Source organism: Acinetobacter sp. Ac_5812 (assembly GCF_013072695.1).
Lineage (GTDB): Bacteria > Pseudomonadota > Gammaproteobacteria > Pseudomonadales > Moraxellaceae > Acinetobacter.
The window spans coordinates 236,010-261,716 of record NZ_LXUK01000027.1 but is presented as its reverse complement, the minus strand read 5'-3'; the positions used below and the strand labels follow the sequence as shown (position 1 = coordinate 261,716).

Annotated in this window: 19 protein-coding genes and 1 pseudogene; 12 read left to right on the top strand and 8 right to left on the bottom strand. The window is 42.3% G+C overall.

Annotated features, from left to right (window positions below):
• Nucleotides 1-71 precede the first annotated feature (71 nt).
• The 5 genes from A7P55_RS21485 to A7P55_RS21465 form a co-directional block, all read right to left on the bottom strand.
• The gene (locus tag A7P55_RS21485) at nt 72-725 is read right to left on the bottom strand and encodes a 3-oxoacid CoA-transferase subunit B (protein ID WP_171553732.1); all 654 of its coding nucleotides are present in this window, start codon (nt 723-725) and stop codon (nt 72-74) included.
• Between the two features lie 2 nt (nt 726-727).
• A complete protein-coding gene (locus tag A7P55_RS21480) occupies nt 728-1,411 on the bottom strand; it encodes a 3-oxoacid CoA-transferase subunit A (RefSeq protein WP_171553731.1) in 684 nt (227 codons plus the stop codon).
• A gap of 119 nt (nt 1,412-1,530) precedes the next feature.
• A complete protein-coding gene (gene catA / locus A7P55_RS21475) occupies nt 1,531-2,451 on the bottom strand; it encodes a catechol 1,2-dioxygenase (protein ID WP_171553730.1) in 921 nt (306 codons plus the stop codon).
• Between the two features lie 119 nt (nt 2,452-2,570).
• A complete protein-coding gene (gene catC, locus A7P55_RS21470) occupies nt 2,571-2,861 on the bottom strand; it encodes a muconolactone Delta-isomerase (protein WP_004654828.1) in 291 nt (96 codons plus the stop codon).
• 14 nt (nt 2,862-2,875) lie between these two features.
• A complete protein-coding gene (locus A7P55_RS21465; RefSeq protein ID WP_171553729.1) occupies nt 2,876-3,985 on the bottom strand; it encodes a muconate/chloromuconate family cycloisomerase in 1,110 nt (369 codons plus the stop codon).
• Nucleotides 3,986-4,089: 104 nt separating this feature from the next.
• On the opposite strand from A7P55_RS21465, the gene catM reads away from it, so the two are divergent.
• The 9 genes from catM (at nt 4,090) to A7P55_RS21420 (ending at nt 13,906) form a co-directional block, all read left to right on the top strand.
• Complete coding sequence (catM, locus tag A7P55_RS21460) at nt 4,090-5,007, top strand: cis,cis-muconate-binding transcription regulator CatM (RefSeq protein ID WP_004654826.1); 918 nt, start codon at nt 4,090-4,092, stop codon at nt 5,005-5,007.
• Between the two features lie 291 nt (nt 5,008-5,298).
• Nucleotides 5,299-6,564: an OprD family outer membrane porin gene (locus A7P55_RS21455; RefSeq protein ID WP_171553728.1), complete on the top strand. Its 1,266-nt coding sequence runs from the start codon at nt 5,299-5,301 to the stop codon at nt 6,562-6,564.
• 210 nt (nt 6,565-6,774) lie between these two features.
• Entirely contained in the window at nt 6,775-7,299 is a 525-nt protein-coding gene (locus A7P55_RS21450) for a hypothetical protein (RefSeq protein WP_171553727.1), read from the top strand.
• A 187-nt stretch (nt 7,300-7,486) separates the two neighbouring features.
• Entirely contained in the window at nt 7,487-7,768 is a 282-nt protein-coding gene (locus A7P55_RS21445) for a hypothetical protein (protein WP_252727913.1), read from the top strand.
• Nucleotides 7,769-7,948: 180 nt separating this feature from the next.
• Nucleotides 7,949-8,245, top strand: coding sequence for a hypothetical protein (locus A7P55_RS21440; RefSeq protein ID WP_171553726.1), 297 nt, complete (start codon nt 7,949-7,951; stop codon nt 8,243-8,245).
• A gap of 381 nt (nt 8,246-8,626) precedes the next feature.
• A complete protein-coding gene (locus tag A7P55_RS21435; protein WP_171553725.1) occupies nt 8,627-11,461 on the top strand; it encodes a TonB-dependent receptor in 2,835 nt (944 codons plus the stop codon).
• A 60-nt stretch (nt 11,462-11,521) separates the two neighbouring features.
• Nucleotides 11,522-11,869, top strand: a complete 348-nt coding sequence (locus A7P55_RS21430) for a DUF3649 domain-containing protein (RefSeq protein WP_171553724.1) — start codon at nt 11,522-11,524, stop codon at nt 11,867-11,869.
• 4 nt (nt 11,870-11,873) lie between these two features.
• Nucleotides 11,874-13,571 (top strand): PepSY-associated TM helix domain-containing protein, encoded by a 1,698-nt coding sequence (locus A7P55_RS21425; protein WP_171553723.1) that lies wholly within the window; start codon nt 11,874-11,876, stop codon nt 13,569-13,571.
• A complete protein-coding gene (locus A7P55_RS21420; protein WP_171553722.1) occupies nt 13,571-13,906 on the top strand; it encodes a DUF3325 domain-containing protein in 336 nt (111 codons plus the stop codon). Before A7P55_RS21425 ends, A7P55_RS21420 begins: the two co-directional genes overlap by 1 nt.
• Before the next feature lie 87 nt (nt 13,907-13,993).
• Here A7P55_RS21420 and A7P55_RS22765 read toward each other — a convergent pair.
• From A7P55_RS22765 to A7P55_RS21400, 3 genes and pseudogenes are all read right to left on the bottom strand, one after another.
• Nucleotides 13,994-16,501, bottom strand: a pseudogene (locus A7P55_RS22765) (TonB-dependent siderophore receptor).
• A gap of 66 nt (nt 16,502-16,567) precedes the next feature.
• Nucleotides 16,568-17,524, bottom strand: coding sequence for a FecR domain-containing protein (locus tag A7P55_RS21405; RefSeq protein ID WP_171553720.1), 957 nt, complete (start codon nt 17,522-17,524; stop codon nt 16,568-16,570).
• Between the two features lie 22 nt (nt 17,525-17,546).
• A complete protein-coding gene (locus tag A7P55_RS21400; RefSeq protein ID WP_171553719.1) occupies nt 17,547-18,062 on the bottom strand; it encodes a sigma-70 family RNA polymerase sigma factor in 516 nt (171 codons plus the stop codon).
• A gap of 232 nt (nt 18,063-18,294) precedes the next feature.
• Between A7P55_RS21400 and A7P55_RS21395 the strand changes: the two genes are divergently transcribed.
• Genes A7P55_RS21395 through A7P55_RS21385 form a run of 3 tightly spaced genes read left to right on the top strand, consistent with a single transcriptional unit; the run spans nt 18,295 to nt 25,704 of the window.
• Nucleotides 18,295-19,506 (top strand): efflux RND transporter periplasmic adaptor subunit, encoded by a 1,212-nt coding sequence (locus A7P55_RS21395; protein ID WP_171553718.1) that lies wholly within the window; start codon nt 18,295-18,297, stop codon nt 19,504-19,506.
• A gap of 4 nt (nt 19,507-19,510) precedes the next feature.
• On the top strand, nt 19,511-22,600 hold the full coding sequence (locus A7P55_RS21390; protein WP_171553717.1) for a multidrug efflux RND transporter permease subunit: 3,090 nt from the start codon (nt 19,511-19,513) through the stop codon (nt 22,598-22,600).
• Complete coding sequence (locus A7P55_RS21385; RefSeq protein WP_171553716.1) at nt 22,597-25,704, top strand: efflux RND transporter permease subunit; 3,108 nt, start codon at nt 22,597-22,599, stop codon at nt 25,702-25,704. Before A7P55_RS21390 ends, A7P55_RS21385 begins: the two co-directional genes overlap by 4 nt.
• The last annotated feature ends 3 nt before the right edge of the window (nt 25,705-25,707 follow it).

The following is a 25,707-nucleotide window of genomic DNA, read 5'->3' as shown; positions in this document are numbered from 1 at the left end:
GAGGGAGACCTCACTCTATTGTTTAGAGGAAGTCCCCCTTAACAAAGGGGGATTTAGGGGGATTTCAATCCTTAAGCTAGTGTCGCATCAATCAGTTTTGCACCCGTCAAAGCTTGCAATTCCTCAAAGCTCAAACCGTCTACTTTCTCAATCACTTTTAAACCGTCAACAGTCACATCAATCACACACAGGTCGGTATAAATTCGATCGACACATTTCAATCCTGTTGCAGGATATGAAAGCGCTTCAACAATCTTGGGTTCACCTTGTTTGGTATTGTGGTCGGTGGTGATAAATACTTTCTTAGCACCCACTGCTAAATCCATGGCACCACCGACTGCAGGAATCGCATCTGCTGCACCAGTATGCCAGTTGGCCAGATCACCATTGGCTGCCACTTGGAAAGCACCCAATACCGCGATATCCAGATGACCACCACGCATCATGGCAAAGGAATCGCCATGATGGAAAAAGCTGCCACCAGTGAGCATAGTGACGTATTCTTTACCTGCATTGATTAACTCAGGATCTTCTTCACCTTTGGCAGGCGGTGGACCAAATGCCAGTAAGCCATTTTCCGAATGCAGGAATACATCTTTGTCTGCAGGAAGATAATTGGAAATCTTGGTTGGTAGGCCGATGCCTAAATTGACATAAGCGCCATCAGGAATATCTTGCGCCACACGTTCAGCAATTTGGTCACGACTTAGTTTTTGATAGCTCATGTTTATGCTCCTGCGCCATTGGCTGCATCGACAGCGACCACATGCTGGACAAAAATCCCTGTGGTAATGATATGTTCAGGATCAAGTTGACCGAGTTCGACCAGTTCAGAAACTTGTGCAATGGTGACATCTGCCGCCATCGCCATGATCGGGCCAAAGTTACGTGCAGATTTGTTGTAGACCAGATTGCCCCAGCGGTCGCCCTGATGAGCTTTGATCAAGGCAAAATCGGCTTTGATCGGATATTCCAGTACATAGTCTTTGCCCTCGATATGACGGGTTTCTTTGCCTTCTGCCAATAAAGTACCGAAGCCTGTTGGGGTAAACACAGCACCGAGTCCCATACCTGCCGCTTGAATACGACAAGCGAGGTTGCCTTGTGGCACCAGTTCCAATTCAATCTTGCCCGCACGGTACAGTTCATCGAAGACCCATGAATCAGATTGACGCGGGAAGGAACAGATGATTTTACGTACTGCCCCTGTTTTAAGCAGTTTAGCCAAACCATAATCGCCATTACCGGCATTGTTATTGACGATGACAAGGTCTTTAATACCAAGTTCGATTAATCCATCAATCAATTCAGCGGGTTGTCCTGCGGTGCCGAAACCACCAATCATGATGGTTGCGCCATCCTTGATCTGTGACAGTGCCTCAGTCAATGTGAGCGTACTTTTATCAATCATAAGGTCAACCTTTTATCCATGTTTTCAAATTTCTATACATACGAATTACTGTATAAACGGGTATGCATAGAAATTTAAAAACTGTGAGCTAAGGTCTAGCTCACAGTGATTTTGGGAAGTTAAGCACCGACACGACGACGGTCAACTTCAGTGCTTGGCGCACCTGTTTTTTCTGTCACCAATTCCACATTAAACGTAATGTGTTTGAATGGCTTATTCACCCCACGACGAGCAAGTTCAGCTTCATCAGTCACATCAACAGCAGTAGCGACCAAGCCTTCACGTGTTGCAAATGCAAAGTCATCCCATAGATATTGATCACCTTCGATATTGAACTGCGTGGTTAATTTGCGATAGCCCGGTGCAGACACAAAATAATGTACATGAGAAGGGCGGTTACCATGACGGCCGAGCAAGTTCAGCACGGCTTGAGTAGTCCCTTCAGGCGGGCAGCCATAACCTACAGGCATGGTGGTTTGAGCCACATAGTGACCATCGGCATCAGACAAAATGGTACGGCGTAAGTTAAAGTCAGATTGTGACTTATCAAAGAATGAATAGTTACCGAGGCTGTTGGCATGCCAAACTTCGACTTTAGCACCTTCGATAATATTACCTTCAGGATCAGTCACTGTACCTTCGATGAATAAGGTATCGACTTTGTCTGATTCAGAACCGTCATCCATACGAGCAAAACCGACAGATTCCGGGGCACCAGCCACATAGAGTGGACCTTCAATGGTACGGGGTGTTCCACCCGTAATGCCTGCTTTGGCATCAGCTTCATCAGCACGCAAATCTAGATAATGCTCAAGACCTAAGCCTGCTGCCAATAAACCGAGTTCATTGGCTTGACCTGCATCGGTAAAGTATTCCAGACCTTTCCATAGTTCGCTTTGCGAGATGTCTAAATCTTCAATCGCCTGAAACAGATCACCGAGCAGACGAACTACGATTTGTTGTACACGTGGATTGACTTCACCTGTCGCGGTATCCACATTCATTTTTTTAACCAGTGCATCGATTTCTTGACGGTTCATACATAATCTCCTGAAGTATGATAATTTTTGGTGGCTCGCGGACTTGCTGTTTTGCTGGTTCCTTGGCTTGCCACATTCCTTGTTCAAATTCTGTTGTGATCCTGATGCCACGATGGGCTTTAGCTATCGTCTTCGCGGATAGCTGATGGGTGACGATTCATCGCCATCACTTCAATATTCATGTAGGGATACAACGGCAGACCCTGTAAAATATTGTGCAGTTCTTCATTGCTGTCGACATCAAAGATACTGATGTTTGAATATTGTCCGGTGATGCGCCAGATATGACGCCATTTACCTTGACGCTGTAAATCTTGTGAATAGGCCTTTTCAACAGCTTTAATTTGATTGGCCTGTTCAACTGGCATATCGAGCGGGATATTTACATCCATTCGTACATGAAAAAGCATGGCAACTCCTTGAATTATTGACGACGCAGCTGGTCGATTTTGTCTTCATCCAGTTCAATACCGAGACCAGGGCCAGTTGGAATTTTGAGTTCAAAATTGCCATATTGAAGCGGTGTTTTTAAAATTTCTTCCGTAAGCAACAGTGGACCAAACAGTTCCGTACCTGCGGCTAAATTGCTAAATGTAGAAAAGGCATGTGCGGAAGCGATGGTGCCAACTGGACCTTCTAACATGGTGCCACCGTAAAGATCGATCCCTGCCAGATTGGCAATTTTTCCGACTTCACAGGCTTCAATCAGACCGCCTGATTGGGCAATTTTTACTGCAAACACTGAGGCTGCATTGCTTTTTGCCAGTTGATACGCACTTTGCGGACCGGTTAAAGATTCATCCGCCATAATGGCAATATCGAACTTGCGCGTCAGACGTTGCATGGCATCAATATTGTGAATTGCACACGGTTGCTCAATCAGATCGACCCCACCATCCTGAAGCATTTGAATCCCTTTAATCGCATTCAACTCAGACCATGCACGGTTGACATCAACACGGATCGAAATGTCTGAGCCTAAGGCTTGTTTAATTGCCAGTACATGTTCAACATCTTGCTCAACGGGGCGAGAGCCGATCTTGAGCTTGAACACATTGTGGCGTTTTAACGCAACCATTTTTTCTGCTTCAGCAATGTCTTTTTCAGTATTGCCTGAGGCCAAAACCCAAAGTACAGGAACGCTATCACGTAGGCGCCCACCTAACACTTCACTGAGCGGTAGACCTAAACGTTGTGCCTGAATATCCAATAGTGCTGTTTGAATGGCACATTTGGCAAAACGATTCCCATTGATGCTGTGTTGAATGGCCTGTAGTGTCTGAGCCACATTAAAACTGTCCAAAGTTTTTAACAATGGCGAAAAGTAATGCTCGATATTGGTTTTCACACTTTCAGGACTTTCATCTCCATAACCTAAGCCGCCAATGGTCGTTGCTTCACCCCAACCAATCAAACCATCCTCTGTTGTCACTTTGATGAGGACTAAGGTTTGGGTTTGCATGGTTGCAACCGCCATCTTGTGTGGGCGGATAGTTGGGATCTCGACAAGTAGGGTTTCTATGGATTTATACATCTTGGGTATTTCTTTCGTCCTGAGCTATTTACATACCCTAAATTAATGTAATATCTATAACTAGGCTGAATTTGGTATTTTTAGATACTTAAAAGGTATATTAAATGGAATTAAGACATCTTCGTTATTTCGTGACAGTGGTCGAGGAACAGAGCATTACCAAAGCCGCAGAAAAGTTATGCATTGCGCAACCACCATTAAGCCGGCAGATCCAAAAGCTAGAAGAGGAACTCGGAATCCTGTTATTTGAACGTGGTTCGCGACCTGTGAAAACCACAGAAGCGGGGCAGTTCTTTTATCAGCATGCGGTGCAGATTTTGACCCATACCGCCCAAGCGGCTTCCATGGCAAAACGCATTAGCACGGTGAATAAGATTGTGCGTATTGGCTATGTCAGCTCACTACTTTATGCACTGTTACCGCAAGTGATTTATTTATTCCGTCAAAATCATCCTGATATTCAGGTGGAGTTGATTGAACATGGTACCAAGGATCAGATCGAAGCGTTAAAGCTGGGTAAAATCGATTTAGGCTTTGGACGTTTAAGAATTAGTGATCCTGCGATTAAACGGATTTTATTGCGCAAAGAAAAACTCAAATTAGCCATTCATAAAAACCATCATTTAACCCGCTTTATCGATCAGGGGATTTATCTGTCCCAGATTATTGATGAACCTATCTTTTCTTATCCTGCCACGCAAAAGCCAAACTTTTCCACCTTGATTCAGTCGATTTTTACCGACTTGGGTCTGGTGCCTAAAGACATGGTCGAGGTACGTGAAATTCATATGGCGCTTGGTTTGGTGTCATCAGGTGAGGGGATTTGCCTAATTCCAGAAAGTGCCAGTGATATCGGCATGAAAAATTTGGTGTATATCCCCATTCTGGATTTAGAAGCCTATACCCCAATTTCATTGGCGGTGCGCAATATGGATCAGAGTCCATACCTACCGCAGATTTTAGAATGCATTAAGCAGGTATTTGAAGAGGAAGGTATTCCGATCCAACTAGAGGGTGATTAAGCCATTCTAGGCACCAAGTTTATTTATCAGCGGTCATCATGATCGCTTTTTTAATTGTGGTGAAAATGACCTAAAACTAGACTTAAAAGGTATAACTATATACTTCATTATCTATGGAAAATTACATTAATAATTCAAATAATAAGGCATGACCAATATTTGATCCAAATATATCTTTCTGAATTTATGTCAGTTTTAAAGCAATCGGAAAGTTTGGTCTCAGTTGTGAGGGCGGTCTTAACGCTCAGCGTGAATAAATAAGAATTTCAAATACTCAGGAAAGGATTTCCCATGTTAAAACCAGATACGCTGTATAAAGCACAGCGCGTAGCACTGTACACACTGTTTGGCTGTTTAAATATCAATGTGGCTTATGCCGATTTTTTAGAAGACAGCGAAAAAAGCATTTATCTGCGTAATTTTTATTTAGAACGCGATTTTGAAAACACCAATAAAGATCTGGGCAGTTGGTCTCAGGCGATGACAGGACGTTTTGAATCTGGCTATACCGATACACCGATTCAAGTCGGTTTGGATCTGGGGTTTCAATATGCACTGCGTTTAACGGATCGCTATGATGAACGTCTGGATACCGTATTTAAATATGATCAGCATGAAGGTCGTCAGGAGCGTGATTATTTAAAATTAGGTGCAACTTTAAAATTTAAATATCACAATACCGAACTGAAAGTTGGTGAGCTTTTCCCAAAAACACCAGTACTGTTTATTGATGATTCTCGGCAATTGGTCACCACTTATGCAGGTGCAATGCTAGAAAGCAAAGACATCAAAAATTTAAAAGTGTCAGCAGGGCGTTTTACCCATGTGAATGCTCGAGATGATGATGAATATCGCAAATTCACCTTAGGCAACTCGACAGACCCAAACAAAAGAAGTGATGGGCTAAATTTTCTGGGTCTCGATTATAATTTTACCCCGCAATTGACAGGTTCTTATTGGTTCGGGCAGCTTGAAGATATTTACCAACAACAATATTTGAGTGCGGCTTTTACGGAAACGGTCAACAAGAGCAAGCTTAAAGTGGACGCCCGCTATTTTAACTATAAAGAAGATGGCGATGCTTATTTTGGCGATATTGATGTCCAGTCGATTGGCTTACAGGCCAGTGTACAAAATGGACCGCATACCATTTTGACCGGTCTGCAAAAGCATATGGGTGAGGACAATATTCCTTTGTTAAACGGTTATGTACCACAAGCTTATTTACAGAGTTGGTCTGCAATTGCTTTCTACAAAGCTAAAGAGTTTACTTGGCATGTTTTATATAGTTATGACTTTAAAGAGCAGGGTATCCCCGGGCTAAAACTGACATTACGCTATTTAAATGGCAGTGAAATCTATCGCGAAGGCTTTAAGGATAATAAAGAAACCGAGAAGAATGTGATTGTCAATTACACCGTACCTGAAGGTAAACTGAAAGGTTTAGGCTTTGAATGGCGGCATATTCGAGCCGATATTAAATATGGTGCAGGCAATAATCCAGGCACAGATTTTGTCGAAAATCGAATTATGACGACGTATACACATAAGTTTTAGTCGAATTTTAAAAGTAAGCTTACTTTTATAAAATAACTCGGTTTTTAGTTTTTTACCAAGGCTTATTGTTAATGAGCCTTATTTTATATTGAGGTGATTTATTTTTCTGATTGTTTTTTGTTCGAATATTTGTTAATTATAACTTTACTTAGCTGTAAAGGTTTTGTGCTCATGAGTGCGTGTGTGAATTTTTTTGATTGAAAATAAATAATGAGTGAGATTGCTGTGAGGGAGGGAATGATAAAGTATATTAATTTTGTTTTTATATTATTCCTTTCAAATTTTTTGATCGCATGTGACTTTAACGATGAAAAAGGATTTGACACTCGGGATGCGATATACAGTGAAAGAAAAATTGACGAGTTATTGGCTAAGTCATTAAGAAATGGTGATTGTGAGGCTTTTCAGAATGCTGTTGTGAATAGGCATTTGGCAGATGATGGCTATTCTATATTTTACTATACCCAAATTATGGCAAATAAATATAATTGTCCAATTGCCTATTATTATTTGGGTGTGGATATGAATGCTGATGAAGGAACATATATAGGGGGTATTCCCGTTTGGAGTGATGATGAACTAACAAGAAATATGGCAATATACAATCTTTTAAAAGCATATGAATTGGGTTATGAACCATCAAAGTATGAATTAGAAGTCTTTTTGGGTGATGATCCTAAAAAATTTCCAAAATCATCAGATTTTATTGTGTTCTTAAAAGTAAAAAATAAATGAATAAATTAAAACTATATAAAAATTTAAATTCAATCTGGTGATTTTTGTGAGATGGAGGTAGGGGGAATAAATTTACCTGATAGTTTGTAATCTTAACTTGTAATCTAATTTAAGCTTTAATTTGGTGATTCTATGTTTCTGAAGTTATAAATATTTTAAGATCATTTACAGGAGAGGGTTATCTTAAGTGAATATTAAAAGAGCATTTTGTTTTTTTGTTAAAATTCTAAAATGGTTTTTCATTGTGCAATTAGCTTTTATTTTATTTCTCTGGGCTGCTGTCTATATTGCAGATATATATTTTGATAATGCAGCTAAAAAAGATAGTTGTGCAGATTCAGGTGGAGCATGGGACTATAAGCGAGATATTTGTACTTTTGGACCAAACGATCCTAGAACAAAAAGAGAAGAGTGTGAAAAGTTAGATGGAATTTGGAATTTTAATAAAAAACAATGTATTTATAAATAAAATGCATATGGTGGTCGAGAAGAGTAATTGAAACATACTCTCTTGCTCTACTTGTTATGATATGAGTTTTACTCACTGTTGATATAATTTTTATTGAGCGTGGTGTTGTCTCTAAATTTAGTAATAAATAAGTGTAGATTGTATTTGAAATTTTATCTTTGAATTTATCAGGAGAAGCTAATGTCGAGTTCTTCAAGATTGATTTTAATGGTTTCTGGTATTGTTGTGATGATGATTTTTTTTACATCTTCATTTGTGTATGAAGATTATGTTAAAAAAGGGAAACGTGAGCTTCAATATCCATACGTAGAAAAAATTAATGATCATGGTGTGGATATTTATGTTACAAAGGAACAAAATAATATCATTAATACTTGTAATTTTATTAGTTTTTTTGTGATAGGTTTGTGGTTGATTCTATTTTATTTCTTAAAAAATAGAAATGAAATTGAGAATAAAAAGGAAATAGAAGAATAAATATTAAATCGATAAGTCGTGAGCGTATGTTCCGAGTAATACCGCAGTAGCAACACTTTTAAGCTTAGCTATTAATTGCGCTATTAGATCTGTATACCTACAAAGTGTGAAGTTACTCACAAACTTTAGAGTATTTCTTCACATGACTACTGAGAGCATATAGCTCCTAATCTTGTCTAAAGTTGAGCGCTTTATCAATTGTTAAGATTCATCGATGACCTCTTATTCCTCGTAATCTTTTGTTGTTATTGAAGACTTTAAAAATTCAGAAGAAGATTTGTAGCAAATGTTACTATTGATAATAATTATCATTATTATTGTCATTTTTGTTTGTTTTGTGTATTATTCACGAAATTTTTAATAATGAATTAAGGTTCTTACGTGTTAGAACAAAATAACTCTCTCAAATCATCTCAATTTATTAGAACAACACTCTGCATTTCTGTTTTATTGGTGTTGTCATCTCCACAGGTATTTGCACAGGACAGTGTAGATAAAGCCTCGACGCTGCCGACCATTGCAGTGACGGCAAGTAAGGCCGATGTTGCCTATAAATCGGGCAATATGGATATTCCACGTAGCGAAGATGATGTCCAAGCCTACACCATGATCGAGCGGGAAGAGATTGAGCGCTCAGGTACCACCACAGTCACCGAGTTATTGTCTAAAGTATTACCGATGGCGACCTCAACCAATAATTCCAGCTATTTCTCAGGTACATCGAGTCAAATTAATTTACGTGGACTTGGTGCCAGTCAAACTTTGGTGTTAATTAATGGCCGCCGTAGTGCGGGAACAGGCAGTCGTGGTACTTCTGAATCCACCGATCAACCCAATTTAAATAATATTCCTTTGGCTGCAATTGAACGGATTGAAGTATTACCGACATCCGCTGCTGCGATTTATGGCAGTGGTGCGATTGGTGGTGTGATTAATGTGATTTTGCGTAAAGACTATGTCGGCACCGAAGTGAACGTGCGCTATAGCGATACTGTGGATAATCAACAACCCGCCAAATCTTTTAATTTGGTTTCAGGTTTTTCTCTGGAAGATGGCCGTACCCATGTGATGTTGACGGCTTCCAAAAAAGACCAAGATAGCTTGTTGGCCAGTGAACGTGACTGGAAAAATAAATCTCGCCAAAATATTTTAAAAAATAATCCGAATAGTCTTATTGGGGACAAGGTCAACCCGCCTGCAGGCAATTTAACCAATATTCGTAGTAAAGATGGTTCTGAATTAGTACCAGGGTGGGGCTCATCTATGGCACATCTTCCCAAAGGTTGGAATGGCGATCTGAGCAAACTGGGTCAAGGCTATGCATTAGGTTTGTCAGATGGAGTGAGTGGCTGGTCGGGGAAAGAGGGATTACTTTACGATACCAAGACTGAGGCGTTTGGGCTTTCTTTAAATCGTGATTTTACTGATCGTCTGAATGTGTTTCTTGAGGTGGGCTATGAAAAAGAAGAGGGTTGGTCATTTAATACCTCACCGCACGGTTATAACGTGGTAACAGTGAGTAAAGATAGTCTGCATAATCCTTTTGGCAAGGATATTTTAGTGAATTATCCAATGCGTTTGGATAGCCTAGGTGGGTTTGCCAAGGACACCTTTGAAACCACCCAGAAGAAAGTTGCGACGGGCTTTACGTTTGACCTTACACCAGAATGGATACTCTCGGCAGATTATGCATGGAGTAAATCGGATATCCGTCAACGTTATACGCGTCAGGGTAGCAGGAATCCGAAAGCCAGTGCATGGAACCAAGATACCGCTAATAATGCAATTGATTTTTTGCAAGATTTCACCACGACACCAACCGACCTAATTTCAAAATACTGGAACTATCCAAAAAATAATACACAGCAGACCTTAAATGATTTCTCGATTCGAGCCACAGGTCCAATTGCAAAATGGTATGCAGGTGATATTCGATTGGCAACGGGGATTGAGCATCGCCGTTATGAAAGTGAAGGCTTTGCGGAACATCAACATGTCGACAATCCTTGGGTGAAGCCGACTGAACGTAAGAGCAATGCATCCAGTGTTTACACGGAATTTAATATTCCAGTGATTTCACCTGAGCTGAATTTACCTTTCGCCAAATTACTGGATGTGCAATTGGCTGCACGCTATGAAGATTTCAATGTCCAAGCCAAGATACCGCAATATGACAGTAAAATTGATCCTGCTACGGGCTATCGTTCCAAGTTCTTAAATTATAGTGATTCTGGTAAATCAAAATTTGATGCGATCACGCCAACAGTAGGTTTCCGCTTCGCACCGAATGACCAATTGATGTTCCGTGCGTCTTATAGTGAAGGCTTTGTGACCCCATCAGTCTCTCAGATTTCTCAAGCGACGTCGACCCAAGTGACGGGAGCGACATTAACTGATCCAGCAACGGGTAAAATCATTAGCACGTATGAAAGCATTTCTGGCGGTAATCCAGATCTGACCCCAGAAAGCTCAAAAAGTATTAATGCTGGGATTGTATTAACCCCTGAGGCGATTCCAGATTTACGCTTATCCATTGATTATTACAACATCAAAAAAACCAATAATATCAGTTCGATCAGTGCGCAATATATTTTAGACAATCAAAGCAAATATGGTAGCCGCATTCAACGCAATCAAGCTGGCGATGTGGTTTCAATTGATATCACGCCATTCAACGCTTTAAACCTTAAAACCAGTGGGATCGATACCAATTTGAATTATCGTTTTGATAGTGTGATTGGAGAAACCACGTTTAATCTAGGTTATACCCATGTTAATGAATATCGCCAACAACATAATTTGATTGACCCAGAGAAGAATTTTGTCAGTGTGGTGGGTGGCGCGGTATCCGATGCACCGCTAAAACATCGCGCCAATGCCTCTATTTATCTACAAGCCAATGACAATTGGGGCTTTGGTTGGGCAAGCCAATATTATGGTTCTTATGACATGGTTAATGCGACTGCGATTTTGAATCAAACGGGTCGTGCCGATCAAAAATTGAAAATCGAAGATCAAATCTACCATGACATTTTTGCCAAAGTGAAATTGCCGAGCAGTAAGTTGCTAAAACACAGCGCTAGCGAATTGAGTTTCGGTATTCAAAATCTATTTAACGATTACACGGTCGACATGTCTGGAACTCAGTATTACCTCAGTAAATACAGTGATGTCCGTGGTCGCCAATATTATCTAAACCTTAAGTTTTCTTTCTAATCTTCCTGAAATGCAGGTGGCGATTATTTTGCATTATCGTCACCTGACTGGGTGTCTTTTATGAATATTGAAGCGTCTGTGCCCTTGGCCTCCGCCAAAAGGGTCACAAAAAAGAAGGTGGAACAATCATCATTGATTAAATATCGATTGATGATTTTTTCACGTTTTGTCTTGGCTATTTTTGGTGGTTACTACTTTGCTGCGATTGCAGCAATGTTGTTGGGGGCTTTGTTTACCACCGAGCCTTTAAAAGCCAATGCCGTGTTTGGGGCGACCATGCTGGCATTTGTGATTCATTGTGCCGTGTTTATTTGGGTATTCCTGGTCAACTCGACCTTGAAAGTCTGGTTGGGCGTTATTGTTCCCAGTGTATTGATGACGTTGATTTATTGGTTTTTAAAAGGGTAAAGTCATGCGTGTTGATGGTAAAAATGAAGGCCCTCGCCAGTCGATGTCATGGTTACATACATGGACAAGTCTGCTCTTGGGATGGTTGCTTTATGCAGTTTTTCTGACGGGTACGCTCAGTTTTTTCCAAAATGAAATTACGGTGTGGATGAAACCTGAATTGCATCAGTCTGTGAATAATACTTCACAGCAGCAACAATTGGGTTATGCATTACAGTATTTGCAGCAAAACGGGCAGCCTGCCGAAAGCTGGAATATCCGTTTTGCCAATGAACGACAGCCTGCCATTATGCTGAATGTTCGTAAGCCGGGTGAAGGTCGCCGTCGGGGTGGTGAAATCTATTTAGATGCACAAACTGGACAGGAAATTAAAGCGCGAGAAACGCGCGGTGGTGGTTTCTTGTATCGCTTCCATTTTGAACTCTATGGCATGCCACGTATTTGGGGGCGTTGGATTGTTGGTATTGCAACCTTATTCATGTTTGTTGCGATCATCAGCGGTATTATCACCCATAAAAAGATTTTCAAAGATTTCTTTACCTTCCGTCCAGCCAAAGGTCAGCGTTCGTGGCTCGATGCACATAATGCAACAGCGGTATTTGCCTTACCTTTTCATATCATGATCACCTTTAGCGGCTTGTTGCTGTTGATGTTCATGTTTATGCCTTGGGCGATGAACAGCCATTATGGAAGTGGGCAAAATTTCTATCAAATGCTGAATGAACCTGTTGCTAAAACTCCTGAGCAAGCACGTTTATTGGCAGAGCAAAAACAAAAAGAAGCTGCCGAAGAAGGGCGTGACAATCGAGGTGGTGGCCGTCGTGGTGAAGCCGAACCAGCAGCGCCCGTGCTTGCAGCAGCACCGATGGTGAATTTGCTGACATTGAGTCAATACGTTCAACAAAGTTGGGAGGATAACCCGATTGCTTCAATTCGAGTAAATAAACCGAATACCGTTGAAGCTGATGTTGAATTTAATGCAACCCGTACCACCACATTGCTTGATCGAGAAAGTATTCCTTCAATGAAGTTTAATGCGGTGACAGGACAACTGATTGATGAAGCCAAGCCTGTGAATTCAACTTCAAAAGCCATTTATACCTTAGTGACATGGTTACATATGGCGCAAGGTGTGGATTCTGTCTTACGGTGGTTATTATTTTTATCGGGTATCTTGGGTACCATGATGGTGGCTTCTGGTCTGATCTTGTGGGTGGTGAAACGTATTCCAGACGTGCAGAAACTGGGATATAAGCCGTTTGGTCATCGTCTGGTTGAAGTCTTGAATATTACTGCAATTACAGGTTTACCGATTGCCTGTGCGGCTTATTTCATTGCCAATCGTTTTATCCCAGCTCAGTTGGCAGAACGTTCTCCGCTAGAGATTAATGTGTTCTTTATCGTATGGCTGCTGTGTTTAATTCATGCGACTATTCGGGCGCATCGTCCCGCATGGTTGGAACAACTGGCTTTAGCAGCGGTACTGTTCTTGTTTATGCCGATTCTGAATTTCCTTACAGGCGGGCAGGCGCTGTGGATGAGTATTTATCATGGACAATGGATGATCGCCAGTTTTGATTTGGTTTGTATTATTTTAGGTCTAATTTTTATCTATTCGTATTACAAGTTAAAGCGTTACCAAGGCCTGCCACTGAAGCAGAAAAAACAGCCTAAGGTTCAATCTGTGCAGGAGCAAGCATAATGGCAGCATGGATGTTGTGGTGTGTTGCAGTAGTGGCCTTGTCGAGTTTGGCTTGTGGAATGAGTAAGCATCAGCGTGATATTTTTAGTTCTCAGATTTCAGCACAAAACAGCCGAAGTTTTGAAATTATAGGCTGGGTGGTTTTACTCATCTCTGCGCTGGTCATGATTTATTTGAAAGGCGCTTCGGTCGGTTTATCTGAGTGGTTGGGTTGTATCACCTTTGCTGCTTTGGCAGTGGGGTTATTATTGACTTATCACCCTAAAAAACTGTTGCAAGCCAATGTGATTGTCACTGTTGTATTTGGGCTGCTGCTGATTGTGACTTTGATTTAAGCTTTCGTTGTATCGAAGTGAAATAAAAAGAGGAAACGAAAGTTTCCTCTTTTTTATGACTGGATGGAAAGCTAGGGCTAGCTTGGCTTACCAGTCATATTTCAAACCCACGCGGAAATTGGTTGGCGCACCATAATAACTATTGGTGGTCGCCAAATGATATTTTTCATTAAACAGGTTATTTAGGTTGAAATTTACCAACAGATTTTCGTTGATTTTATAACGTGCCATTAAGTCGACTAAAGCATAGCTGTCTTGAGTGAAGCGAACGCCATTTGGTCCACCATCTTGATAAATTTCACTTTGCCAACGAACGCCACCACCAATTGTTAGTGCTTCATCGAGATAAGGCAGAGTATAAGTGGTAAATAGTTTAGCCGTGTTGTTTGGAATGCTCGTATTTAAGTTTTTGCCATTTTTGTCCTGAGATAGATTTCGAGCAAAACTGGCAGAGAGCTGCCAAGTATCCGTGAGTTTACCTGTGGTTTCTAACTCAAAGCCGCGGCTTTTTGTACCAGATTCGGTACGGTATGCTTGAGAGCCATTTGGTGTCGTTGCTCCTTCTATCGCAATGTCTTTATTATCTTCTTGAGTTTGGTATATTTCAGCACCAAAGTTTAGTTGGTTATCAAAGAACTCACCTTTAATCCCCAGTTCTGTGCTATTTCCGATCAGTGGATCGATATAGCTACCTGTGGTGGTTTGCTTATCTTGTGGTAAGAAAATATTGGTATAGCTTGCATAACCTGTCCATTGCTCTGTTAATTCATAGGTAATGCCAACATAAGGAATGAATTTATTTTTTTCTTCACGTTTTGAAGGAACGAGTTCTTGATTAGAGTTGGTGTAGTCCTTATCTATGCGTTGCCAATTTTCTAAACGTGTTCCTAAAATCACTGCCAGTGGATCTGCAAGTTTTAGACGTATCGCACCAAATACAGATTGGCTCTTTTCATCATTGCTGTACCAGCCACCAATTGGCATTTCAGGACGCGTAGGTGTATTTCCATCCCATTCGAAAATATTATCTAAAGTGTTCACACTCCAACCCGAATAGGTTGGGCGTTTATTTTTACTTTTGGTGTAGGTGGTACCTAAAACCAGATCATGACTTTGGTTAAATAAGTCAAATGAACCATTTAAGGTTAAGTTAAATAAGTCCTGAGTTGGTTCGTAGTCCCAATGAGATCCATAAAGTAAAGTACCAGCCCCAGTTTCTTTATTAATTCCTGAACGTGAGTAACCATAACCGACAATTTCATCAGAGGCTGTGATCGTACGAGATATGATACCTTTGAGTTTCCAGCGTTCGTTAAACTGATGTTCCACATCTGCAAAATAAGCTGTTGTTGTTCGATCAGACTTACTCCAACTTGCAGCGTTTGAGTCCGAACGTGACCAATTAATTAAAGTACCATCGGTATAAAATGAAGGTAAACCGCCGCGGGCAATACCTGAAATATCCATCTGTTGATAGCTAATTCCTAAACTGGCTTTGGTTCTTTCTGTAAGGTCTGCCTCAACGACACCGTAGGCAATTTTACGTTTTTCACTATAGCGGTCGATATAAGAGTCACCTGTTTGATAGGCTAAAACGGTACGTCCGCGGATTGTTCCAGCTTGGTTTAATGGGGCTGAAACATCGACATCGGTACGATATGTGTCCCATGAACCTGCACTAGTGCTGACAGAAGCTTTAAAATCTTGTAGAGGTTTCTTTCGTACCATATTAATACTGGCACTGGCAGAGCCTGCACCAGTCATTAAACCATTTGCACCACGTACGACTTCAACACGGTCAAATAAAGCGGTGTCCTGACTTTGGAAAATACTACTATATGAACTCATCAGTTTTACGCCATCGAGCAAATAGTTATCAACCGTTTGACCACGTGCATAAATAGGCGAATTATCACTGCCAATGTTACCGCTTTGGTTAATGCTTAATCCTGCGGCCTATGAAACAACATCGGTCAGTTGCGTCAGGTTTTGATCTTCCATTTGTTGGCGGGTAATGACACTCACCAATTGTGGCGTTTCTTTGAGTGAAAGAGCCAACCCTGTCGATGCTGTTGTTGCTTTGGCTGTATAGGAACCAGAACCTTCTGTGGTGAGATTTTTGCCTTTATCGGCACTCAAATGAATCGTTGCTAATTGTGCGACGCCAGTTTCGCTATTTTGATTTAATTCAGTTGTATTTGCCTTGGTGTGAATTGCTTCTAATTGAACCACTTTAGGTTCAATAGCAGCCACAGTTGCTTTGGCTTGAATGCTATATCCAGCATTGGCAACTTTGACTGCTTCAAATGCATGTGGTTTGAGCAAAGTCTCTAAAGCAGTTTCTACTGAATAATTCCCTTTCAGTGAAACGCTTTTTATTTTTGCAAGCGCAGTCGAGTCATAACTGATGGTCGTTCCAGTTTGAATGGCGAGTTGCTTCAATGCTTGGTCGAGTGTGGTTGAGCTAATTGAAATCTGATAAACATTAGCAGCATAAGCAGACGTTGTTGCGATGCTGACAATGCTGAGTGGCATGCCCCATAAAATGGCGCGTACAGCCAGCGCTAAGGTCATTTTCGCCTGATAATCCTTCATGTGGTCTTCTCAACTGGGAGGGTATTTCTCTATAAGTCGGATCAGATTAAAAAAAGGATCATTTTTTTATCTTTTTTTTATTTTTAATATATATGGAGTGTAGTAGCTCAGCTCAAGTTGATGCGTATAGGCCAGTGTCTCTAAGCTTTGTTGAGGATTCTTTAATGAAAACACGCCTGAAACGCGAAGGTCTTTTAATGCTGGCTCGATGAAATAAGTGCCTTTTTTATAACGATACAGTTCACCAATGACCTTTTCTAGTGGCCATTGTTCTACCACCAGTAATTGTTGAGTCCAGTAAGGTTGCTCATTATTCAATGGCAACGGTTTAGAGATCTGTTGGCTGTCGAAATATGCACGTTGACCTTGCTGTAAAATCTGCCGTTGCCCAGAATCCTGCGGCTGTAAAGCGACTGCATGTTGATAGACTTTGACCCGAGTTTGATCATCTTGTTCTTGGCGCACCGTAAATTGAGTGCCTAAAGCTTCAATCGCACCATCTTTGGTGTTGACCATAAAGGGGCGGTATTGTGGATCTTTGGCGGTTTGGATATAAATTTCGCCTTCGATCAGTTGAATTTTTCGTATCTGCTTGGAGAAATCCACCTTGATATAACTATCACTGGCCAAGATCAAGGTTGAACCATCTTGCAATACAATGGTTTTAATTTCACCGACCTTGGTATGATCATCAGACTGCCATTTTGCCCAAGGCAATAGATATATGCCGCAACCGATAACCATCAATCCTGACAGGCTGAGCAGCATATTTCGTTTCCTGCTCAGATTAAATTTTTGCTTGGACTGGACTAAGGATTCTGAGGGAAAATGGTTGGATAAACCTGATAAGCCGTGTGTAAATTTATTGATGTGCTGAATGGCGAAGGCATGTTCTTGTTTTTCTGCCTGCCATTGTTCAAATTGTTGTTGCTGTAACTCAGTCATTTCACCTGAATGTAAGAGCACCAGCCAATCGGCAGCTTGATCCAATACATGATCAGGGATTTTCGGGGTTTGAGACATAGCAACAAAGAAAACTCAGCAATTAATCAGTCTGATTATAAAGACTTATGCAGGCCAAGAAAGCCTGTTTCATCTCTCTTTTGACTGTTGCTTCAGAAATATCCAGTTTTTGACTAATGGTACGATAAGTCAGTCCATCCAGTTGCGATAACAGAAACACTTGAGCGGTACGCCGAGGTAGCTTTTCCAGCATCAAATGCACTTGATAAAGCGTTTCACGAATACAGACTTCGTATTCAGCTGAGGGATAGTATTCTTCTGGCAGTTGTGCAAGTGCATCTAAATATAAATGTTCAATATGTTGGCGACGCCAATGGTCAATGATCACATGTTTGGCGATGCCCATCAGCCAAGCTTGGGGTTCTTTAATCTTTTCAAAGCAATAATCACTTTTTAAGGCACGGTAGAACACCTCCTGACTCAAATCTTCAGATTGGTGATGATGTTGCAGTTTATGCTTAAACCATGACAACAGCGTGCTTTGCTGGGCTTGATAAACTTGGCTAAACCATAACTGTTTTTCTACATTTAGGTTCATGACGGGGAGTCCAGATATTGGCGGGGAGAAGCCAATCACAAGAGGATGAAAAAATATTTTCAAATAGTAATGATAATTGTTATTAATATCAATAAAATTGTATACATACTTTTACAGAAAAAATTGAGCTGATTTTGATTTTCGTTCGACTAAACCAATGTAAGGGAACTTTTATTGTTCTCCACCTCTCCCATCTTTTTAATGCCTTTCGTTTGATTAAGTAGAGTATGTCATGAGTGAACAACAGATTGATTTAAAACCACAACAGCATTCTCGATCTAATAAAATCAAATGGTTGATTACATTATTGGTGCTTCTCTTGCTGATTGCATGGGGATGGAATTATTGGAAGAAGTCGCAAGCAAATAAACAAGAGTCGTTTAGCCAATGGAGTAAACCTGTACCTGTGCGTGTGGTCGGGGTACAACGGGGCGACTTACAATTACAAATTAAAGCCATTGGTACAGTGGTTCCAGCCAATACCGTGAATGTGCAGAGTCAGGTATCAGGGGTGTTGCAAAAATTGTATTTCCAAGAAGGGCAATACATTCAGAAAGGACAGTTATTGGCACAAATTGACCCAACCCCATTTCAGGTGGCATTGGCGCAGGCACAAGGCACACAGCAACAAAATTTAGCGCAGTTGCAAAATGCACAAACCGAATTGAATCGTTATCAGCTGCTATATAAACAAGACTCGATTGCCAAGCAGCAGGTCGATCAACAACAAGCCTTGGTCAATCAGCTCAAGGGACAGATGCAAGCCAATCAAGCACAGGTCGATGCGGCAAAGTTACAACTGTCTTATACCAAAATATATGCACCGATAGAGGGGCGTGTTGGTTTTCGTCTCAAGGATGCAGGTAATTTAATCCAAGCCAATGAAGCAACAGGTTTACTGAGCATTACCCAAATCCATCCTGTATATATTCAGTTTGCGATTGCAGAAAATTATTTAGACACAGTGCGCCAAGCCACAAAAAATAAGCAAAGCATTCAAGTCAGTGCTTGGGATCGTGCAGAACAAAAACAATTGGCCACAGGCTCAGTTCAAGCACTGGATAACCAGATTGATCTGAATACCGGCACACTCAAAGTTAAAGCTGTGTTTGCCAATCTCGATGATGCTTTATTTCCGAATCAATTTGTTAATGTTCGTTTAAATGCCAAGACTTTGCAAAACGCGGTGCATTTACCGAGTGATGCCATTCAACATGGGGCAAAGGGCACCTATGTTTATATTGTGAATAAAGAAGGTAAAGCCGAAGTACGGATGTTAAAACTAGGGGCGGTTTCACAAGGCCAGACCGAGATTGTTGAGGGTTTACAAGGCAATGAACGGGTGGTGTTAGAGGGGATTGATCGGCTTTCCGAAGGGCAAGAAGTACAAGTCATTCAAGATGATGTGTCTAAGCCACTCCCAGCAAAAACGGTCGCTGGATAAGCGCATGAATATTTCCAGATTTTTTATTTTACGACCCGTCGCCACCACGTTATTGATGTTGGCGCTATTTTTCAGTGGTCTACTGGTTTGGCGCATGTTACCTGTGTCGGCATTGCCACAAGTCGATTATCCGATTATTCAGATTTACACTTTTCAGCCAGGTGCAAATCCAGATACGGTGCAACGAACCATCAGCTCACCTTTGGAAAGGGAGATGGGCAAGATTGCAGGCTTGAAGCAAATGTCTTCAAATAGCTCGGTTGGTGCTTCGGTGATCACCCTGCAATTTGAGTTGTCTGCTGAACTGGGCATTGTCGAGCAAGAAGTACAATCGGCCTTAAGTACCGCGAGCAGTAAATTGCCCAATGATTTACCGACGCCACCGATTTATCGCAAAGTGAATCCTGCCGATGTGCCTGTGATTACCCTTGCGATCAGTTCTGACAGTTTGCCATTGACCACGGTCTACGACATGGTTGATACCCGAGTGGCGCAAAAACTGTCGCAGCTTTCAGGCGTGGGGATGGTCAGCCTTGCAGGTGGACAACGTCCTGCGATCCGGGTGCAGATGAATCCAACTGCGCTTGCAGCATTTAAGCTCAGTGCTGAAGATGTGCGTGCGGCGATTGCTGCTGCCAATGCCAATCAACCGAAAGGGAGTTTTGATGGGCCTTTTCGCTCGACCATGTTGGATGCCAATGATCAGATGCGTTCGATTGCGGATTATGAAAACCTGATTTTACGTTGGAACAATGGCGCACCGATTCGTCTAAAAGATGTCGCGCAAGTGCTGGAGGGCAGTGAAGATCGCTATATGGCAGCGTGGGCGGACAGCCAATCGGCTATTTTGGTAAATATCCAGCGACAACCCAATGCCAATGTGATTGAGGTGGCCGATCAGATCAAAAAAATCCTACCTGAATTACAACAAAATCTACCTGAAAATGTTCACATTCGCGTACTCACTGATCGAACCGAAAGTATTCGGAGTTCGATTAAAGATGTACAAAAAGAATTGGTCTTCGCCGTGTGTCTGGTGGTGTTGGTCACCTTCCTGTTTCTACGTAATTTTGCTGCGACCCTGATTCCAAGTATTGCTGTACCGCTGTCGATTATTGGTACGTTTGTACTGATGTATTTCCTTGGTTTCTCGGTCAATAACCTGACTTTAATGGCATTAACCATTGCCACAGGCTTTGTGGTGGATGATGCCATCGTGATGCTTGAAAATATTGCACGACACCGCGAGTCAGGTGAAAGCATGTTGCAGGCAGCCCTGAAAGGATCAAAAGAAATTGGCTTTACCTTAATTTCTTTGACGATTTCTCTGATTGCCGTTTTGATTCCTTTGCTCTTTATGGGCGATGTAGTCGGACGCTTGTTCCATGAGTTTGCCGTGACACTGGCAGCCGCGATTGCACTGTCTTTGCTGGTGTCTCTGACCTTAACCCCAATGATGTGTGCCTATTTACTCAAAGATGCGCCAAAGCATACAGAGCAACCGAGTCGATGGAGTTTGGATCGCGTCATTCAGCATTATGCCAAGTTGTTGCAATGGGTACTTCGACACCAAGTACTGACCTTGATGGTGATGTTGGCAACAGTGCTATTAGCAGGACTGTTGTATTGGTCGATTCCAAAAGGCTTTTTCCCAGTACAGGACAATGGCGTGATTCAGGTGGTCACTGAAGCGCCTGATCAGATCTCGTTTCAAGCCATGAGTGAACGTCAACAGGCCTTGGCAGCAGTGATTGTGAAAGATCCTGCGGTTGCCAGCTTATCTTCTTTTATTGGTGTGGATGCCAATAATCCAAAGTTAAGCAATGGACGTATTCTGGTCAATTTAAAACCCCATGCCGAACGTGAACCCGCAACGGATGTGATGGCGCGGCTGAGTGAAAACTTTGCACAGGTACATGGGATTAAAGGTTGGATGCAACCCGTACAAGAACTCAGTATTGAAGACAAAATTAGCCGTACCCAATATCAACTGAGTGTAACTGCACCGAAAAATCAAGTGGTTGAGGAGTGGACACCCAAATTGGTTCAGGCCTTGCGCCAGCAGCCTGCATTTGCGGCAGTGACCAGTGAAGATGCAGGGCAGGGTCTACAAGCCTATATTGAGGTTAATCGTGATGCGGCTGCACGTTTAGGATTGACCCTAGAAGACATTAGTTTGGCGCTGCAAAATCTATTTGCGCAGCGGCAAATTGCAACTCTGTATACGCAGTCTAATCAGTACCGCATCGTTTTAGAATTAGACCCAAAACTCACCCAAGGCATTGAGGCTTTAAAGCAAACCTATATTCATAATAATCAGGGACAGCCGATTTTATTAAGCTCTGTCGCCACCATTGTCGAAAAACATGCACCGATTCTTTTACAGCAGCAGTCACAATTTCCTGCCGTTGGCATTTCCTTTAATTTAGCTAAGGATGTGTCTTTAGGCGAAGCGATTGCTGCGATTGAGCAAGTGAAGCAAAGCCTCGAGCTACCGCCAGAGCTACAGGTTCAACTGCAAGGCGCAGCCGCCGCTTTTGAAAATTCACAGCAGCATACCTTTTGGTTGGTGATTGCAGCGATTGTGACCATGTATATAGTGCTGGGCATACTGTATGAGAGCTTTATTCATCCCGTGACTATTCTTTCAACCTTACCGTCTGCTGCAATTGGGGCTTTACTGGCCTTGTTCATGGTGGGTCAGCCGTTGGACATGATTGCACTGATCGGGATTATTTTATTGATCGGTTTGGTCAAGAAAAACGGCATCATGATGGTCGATTTTGCGCTAGCAGCGCAACGTCATCAGGGCTTATCGGCTGAGCAAGCCATTTATCAGGCTGCTTTATTACGCTTCCGCCCGATTCTAATGACCACACTGGCCGCAGTCGTCGGTGCCATTCCCCTCATGTTGGCTTCAGGTTCAGGGGCTGAACTTCGTCAACCATTAGGCTTAGTGATGGTGGGTGGTCTATTGGTGAGTCAGGTGCTGACCTTGTTTACCACGCCTGTGGTGTATCTTTTTTTTGATCGTCTACAAGCAACCCGAACTGATGCAAGTCAGTTTTCAGAGCAAACAGGAGCCTCGCAATGACGCTGCTGTCGGTGTTTGTGCAACGACCTGTTGCCAGTGTGCTATTGGGGATTGCGATTGTTCTACTCGGTATATTGGCTTATTTACGTTTGCCTGTTGCGGCATTACCACAAGCGGATATTCCGACCATTGTGGTGCGTGCCAATCTACCCGGTGCCAGTCCAGAAAGTATGTCTGCAACGGTGGCAACACCTTTAGAACGTGCCATGATGGGGGTTTCTGGGGTTAAAGCGATCAATTCATCTAGTAATCAAAGTTCAACACAGGTGGTTTTGCACTTTGATTTAAATACCGATATCAATGAAGCGGCACGTGAGGTTCAGGCTGCCATCAATGCGGCGATGTCGCAGTTACCCGCAGGCATGCCGAGTCCACCTGAATATTTCAAAATTAACCCGAGTCAAAGCCCGATTTTCTATTTGGCGCTGAGCTCCAAACAGCTTTCAGCGGCCAAGCTATATGAAATTGCATCCAATCAATTACAACCGAATTTGGCCCAGATCAGTGGAGTCGGTGAAGTGTCGATTGATGGGGCTTCTATGCCTGCCGTACGTATCACCATCAATCCAAGTGCTTTGGTTTCAACGGGGATGTCACTAGAGCAAGTTCGGCAGGTGGTCGCGAAAAGTAATGTAGTACAGGCATTGGGTGTGGTGGAACAACAGCAATTACGTTGGCAAGTGGCGCTTTCTACAGAATTAAAGACCGCCCAAGATTTTGCCGACCTGATCATCCGACACACCGATCAAGGGGTAATTCGCTTAAAAGATATTGCCGAAGTGCGTGATTCGGTTGAAAACCGCTATGTCAGTGGTTTTCACAATGGACAGCCTGCGGTGATATTAAAAATTAGCCGACAGCCCAATGCCAATACCGTGGCGACGATTGACCTGATCAAAGCCAAATTGCCTGCTTTACGTGAATTGATGCCACGCGATGCGCAGTTAACGGTGGTAATGGATGGTTCAAATATCGTCCGTAATAGTCTTGAAGAAGCAAGAGATACTCTGTTTCTATCCATGCTGTTGGTCGTGATCGTTGTTGTACTGATGCTAGGGCGATTGCAGAGTGCAGTGATTCCCACAATGGCATTACTGGTCACTTTAATTGGGGTTTGTAGTCTGATTTATTTGGCTGGTTTTTCGCTGAATAACCTGTCGATTATGGCGATCATCGTGGCGATTGGTTTGGTGGTGGATGATGCCATTGTGGTACTCGAAAATATTGAACGCTATATTGAGCAAGGTGATTCTCCTGCACAAGCGGCGGTAAAAGGCATTCAAGAAGTTGGCTTTACCTTGATTGCCATGAATCTGGCATTGATGGTGATTTTCCTCTCGGTCTTGTTTATGGGCGGTGTGATAGAACGCTTATTCAGAGAGTTTTCGCTCACGCTGGTTTTTGTGGTGCTGCTATCGGTCTTTGTTTCCTTGATTTTAACCCCCAGCTTATCAGCACGCTGTTTAAAACCTCTATCTCTTAATCACCCTCCACGACTGTATCGTTATAGCCATGATCTGATTCAGGGATTGACCCAATCTTATATTCGCTCTCTGAATTGGGTGCTGAAACATGCTTATCTGATTGTGGTGTTGTGGCTGGCCGCAATCATGGCGTCAGTTTATCTCTATAATTTATTACCAAAACGGGTATTACCTGAACAAGACACGGGGCGAGTCGGCGCTTTTATTCGTGGCGATGATGGTTTTTCTTTTCAAATCATGCAACCAAAGATTGCTGCATTTAACCAAGCCTTACTCAAAGATCCTGCAGTACAAGATGTAGTCGGTACTTCCGGTGGCGGTGGTGGTATGACCAACTCATTTTTGATGGTCAGTCTCAAGCCAAAAGCTGAACGGGACGGATTAACCTCCAAACAAGTAGTCGAGCGTTTAAAGAAAAATGCACCTTGGCAAGCAGGGGCAGTGTTCTCTGCGGATGTCGAACAAGATTTGGAATTGGACGATCCTTTTTCCAGTGGCAATGCTCAAGAATATTTATTGTTATTGCAATCTGACAATGTGAGCTTATTACGTGAATGGGCACCTAAAGTAGCCGAGGCCATGCGCAAATTGCCTGAGTTTGAAGAGGTCGAAACACAAGGAGATGAAGGCGCTCAACACGTCACTTTAGATATTGACCGTGAAGCCGCAAAACGATTGGGCATTGATATTGAAAATATTTCCAGCGTTTTAAATAACTCCTTTTCACAACGGCAGATTTCTACGATTTATGACCGTAATGACCAGTTTTATGTGGTGATGGAAGTAGACCAACGTTTTACTGAACATCCTGAAGCCTTGGCGGATATCAAAGTGCCAAATCAACAAGGCATCTATGTGCCCTTAAGCAATTTTGCTACGTGGAGTTATGGCATTAGCAATGATCGGGTTTATCGCCGTAATCAATATGCGGCGATGGGGGTGGGGTACGTGGTGAAGAAAGGCTATAACTATGAACAGGCCGATGCTGCAATTCGCAAGGTTTTGCCTGAGATTATGCTGCCCAAAGAAATCTTTGTGATGACCGATCGTGATGTCGAAACTGAAAGTCTACAGGCGGGACTGAGCACACCTGCTTTGATTGCGGCGGTGATCATGCTGATTTTTATTGTCTTGGGGATCACGTATGAAAGTATTGTGCATCCTTTTACCATTTTATCGACCATTCCGACAGCGGCTTTGGGAGCTTTGCTCAGTTTATGGCTGTTCAAAATTCCATTTAGCCTGATTGCCCTGTTAGGTATCTTTTTACTGATCGGGATTGTGGTGAAAAATGCGATCTTGCTGATTGATTTTACTTTGCAGCAACGGTGTCAAGGTCACAGCGATTTAGACAGCATTATCGCTGCGGCAACATTGCGTTTTAGACCGATTTTAATGACCAATACTGCTGCTTTATTAGGTGCGATTCCTTTGGCACTGGGTTGGGGAGAAGGCTCGGAAATGCGTCAGCCTTTGGGGATTGCCATTGTTGGTGGATTGGCACTAGGGCAATTATTAACCCTCTATACCACCCCTGTGATGTATCTCATATTTGAAAAAATCGCTCAATTCCTGAATCGCTTCAAACTGCGATTGAATATCTTGCGTTGGAGTAAATAGGAA

Coding starts and splice junctions, on each gene's coding strand:
- A7P55_RS21485 (WP_171553732.1), bottom strand. CDS start 725: ATGAGCTATCAAAAACTAAGTCGTGACCAAATTGCTGAACGTGTGGCG.
- A7P55_RS21480 (WP_171553731.1), bottom strand. CDS start 1,411: ATGATTGATAAAAGTACGCTCACATTGACTGAGGCACTGTCACAGATC.
- catA (WP_171553730.1), bottom strand. CDS start 2,451: ATGAACCGTCAAGAAATCGATGCACTGGTTAAAAAAATGAATGTGGAT.
- catC (WP_004654828.1), bottom strand. CDS start 2,861: ATGCTTTTTCATGTACGAATGGATGTAAATATCCCGCTCGATATGCCA.
- A7P55_RS21465 (WP_171553729.1), bottom strand. CDS start 3,985: ATGTATAAATCCATAGAAACCCTACTTGTCGAGATCCCAACTATCCGC.
- catM (WP_004654826.1), top strand. CDS start 4,090: ATGGAATTAAGACATCTTCGTTATTTCGTGACAGTGGTCGAGGAACAG.
- A7P55_RS21455 (WP_171553728.1), top strand. CDS start 5,299: ATGTTAAAACCAGATACGCTGTATAAAGCACAGCGCGTAGCACTGTAC.
- A7P55_RS21450 (WP_171553727.1), top strand. CDS start 6,775: ATGAGTGAGATTGCTGTGAGGGAGGGAATGATAAAGTATATTAATTTT.
- A7P55_RS21440 (WP_171553726.1), top strand. CDS start 7,949: ATGTCGAGTTCTTCAAGATTGATTTTAATGGTTTCTGGTATTGTTGTG.
- A7P55_RS21430 (WP_171553724.1), top strand. CDS start 11,522: ATGAATATTGAAGCGTCTGTGCCCTTGGCCTCCGCCAAAAGGGTCACA.
- A7P55_RS21425 (WP_171553723.1), top strand. CDS start 11,874: ATGCGTGTTGATGGTAAAAATGAAGGCCCTCGCCAGTCGATGTCATGG.
- A7P55_RS21420 (WP_171553722.1), top strand. CDS start 13,571: ATGGCAGCATGGATGTTGTGGTGTGTTGCAGTAGTGGCCTTGTCGAGT.
- A7P55_RS21405 (WP_171553720.1), bottom strand. CDS start 17,524: ATGTCTCAAACCCCGAAAATCCCTGATCATGTATTGGATCAAGCTGCC.
- A7P55_RS21400 (WP_171553719.1), bottom strand. CDS start 18,062: ATGAACCTAAATGTAGAAAAACAGTTATGGTTTAGCCAAGTTTATCAA.
- A7P55_RS21395 (WP_171553718.1), top strand. CDS start 18,295: ATGAGTGAACAACAGATTGATTTAAAACCACAACAGCATTCTCGATCT.
- A7P55_RS21390 (WP_171553717.1), top strand. CDS start 19,511: ATGAATATTTCCAGATTTTTTATTTTACGACCCGTCGCCACCACGTTA.
- A7P55_RS21385 (WP_171553716.1), top strand. CDS start 22,597: ATGACGCTGCTGTCGGTGTTTGTGCAACGACCTGTTGCCAGTGTGCTA.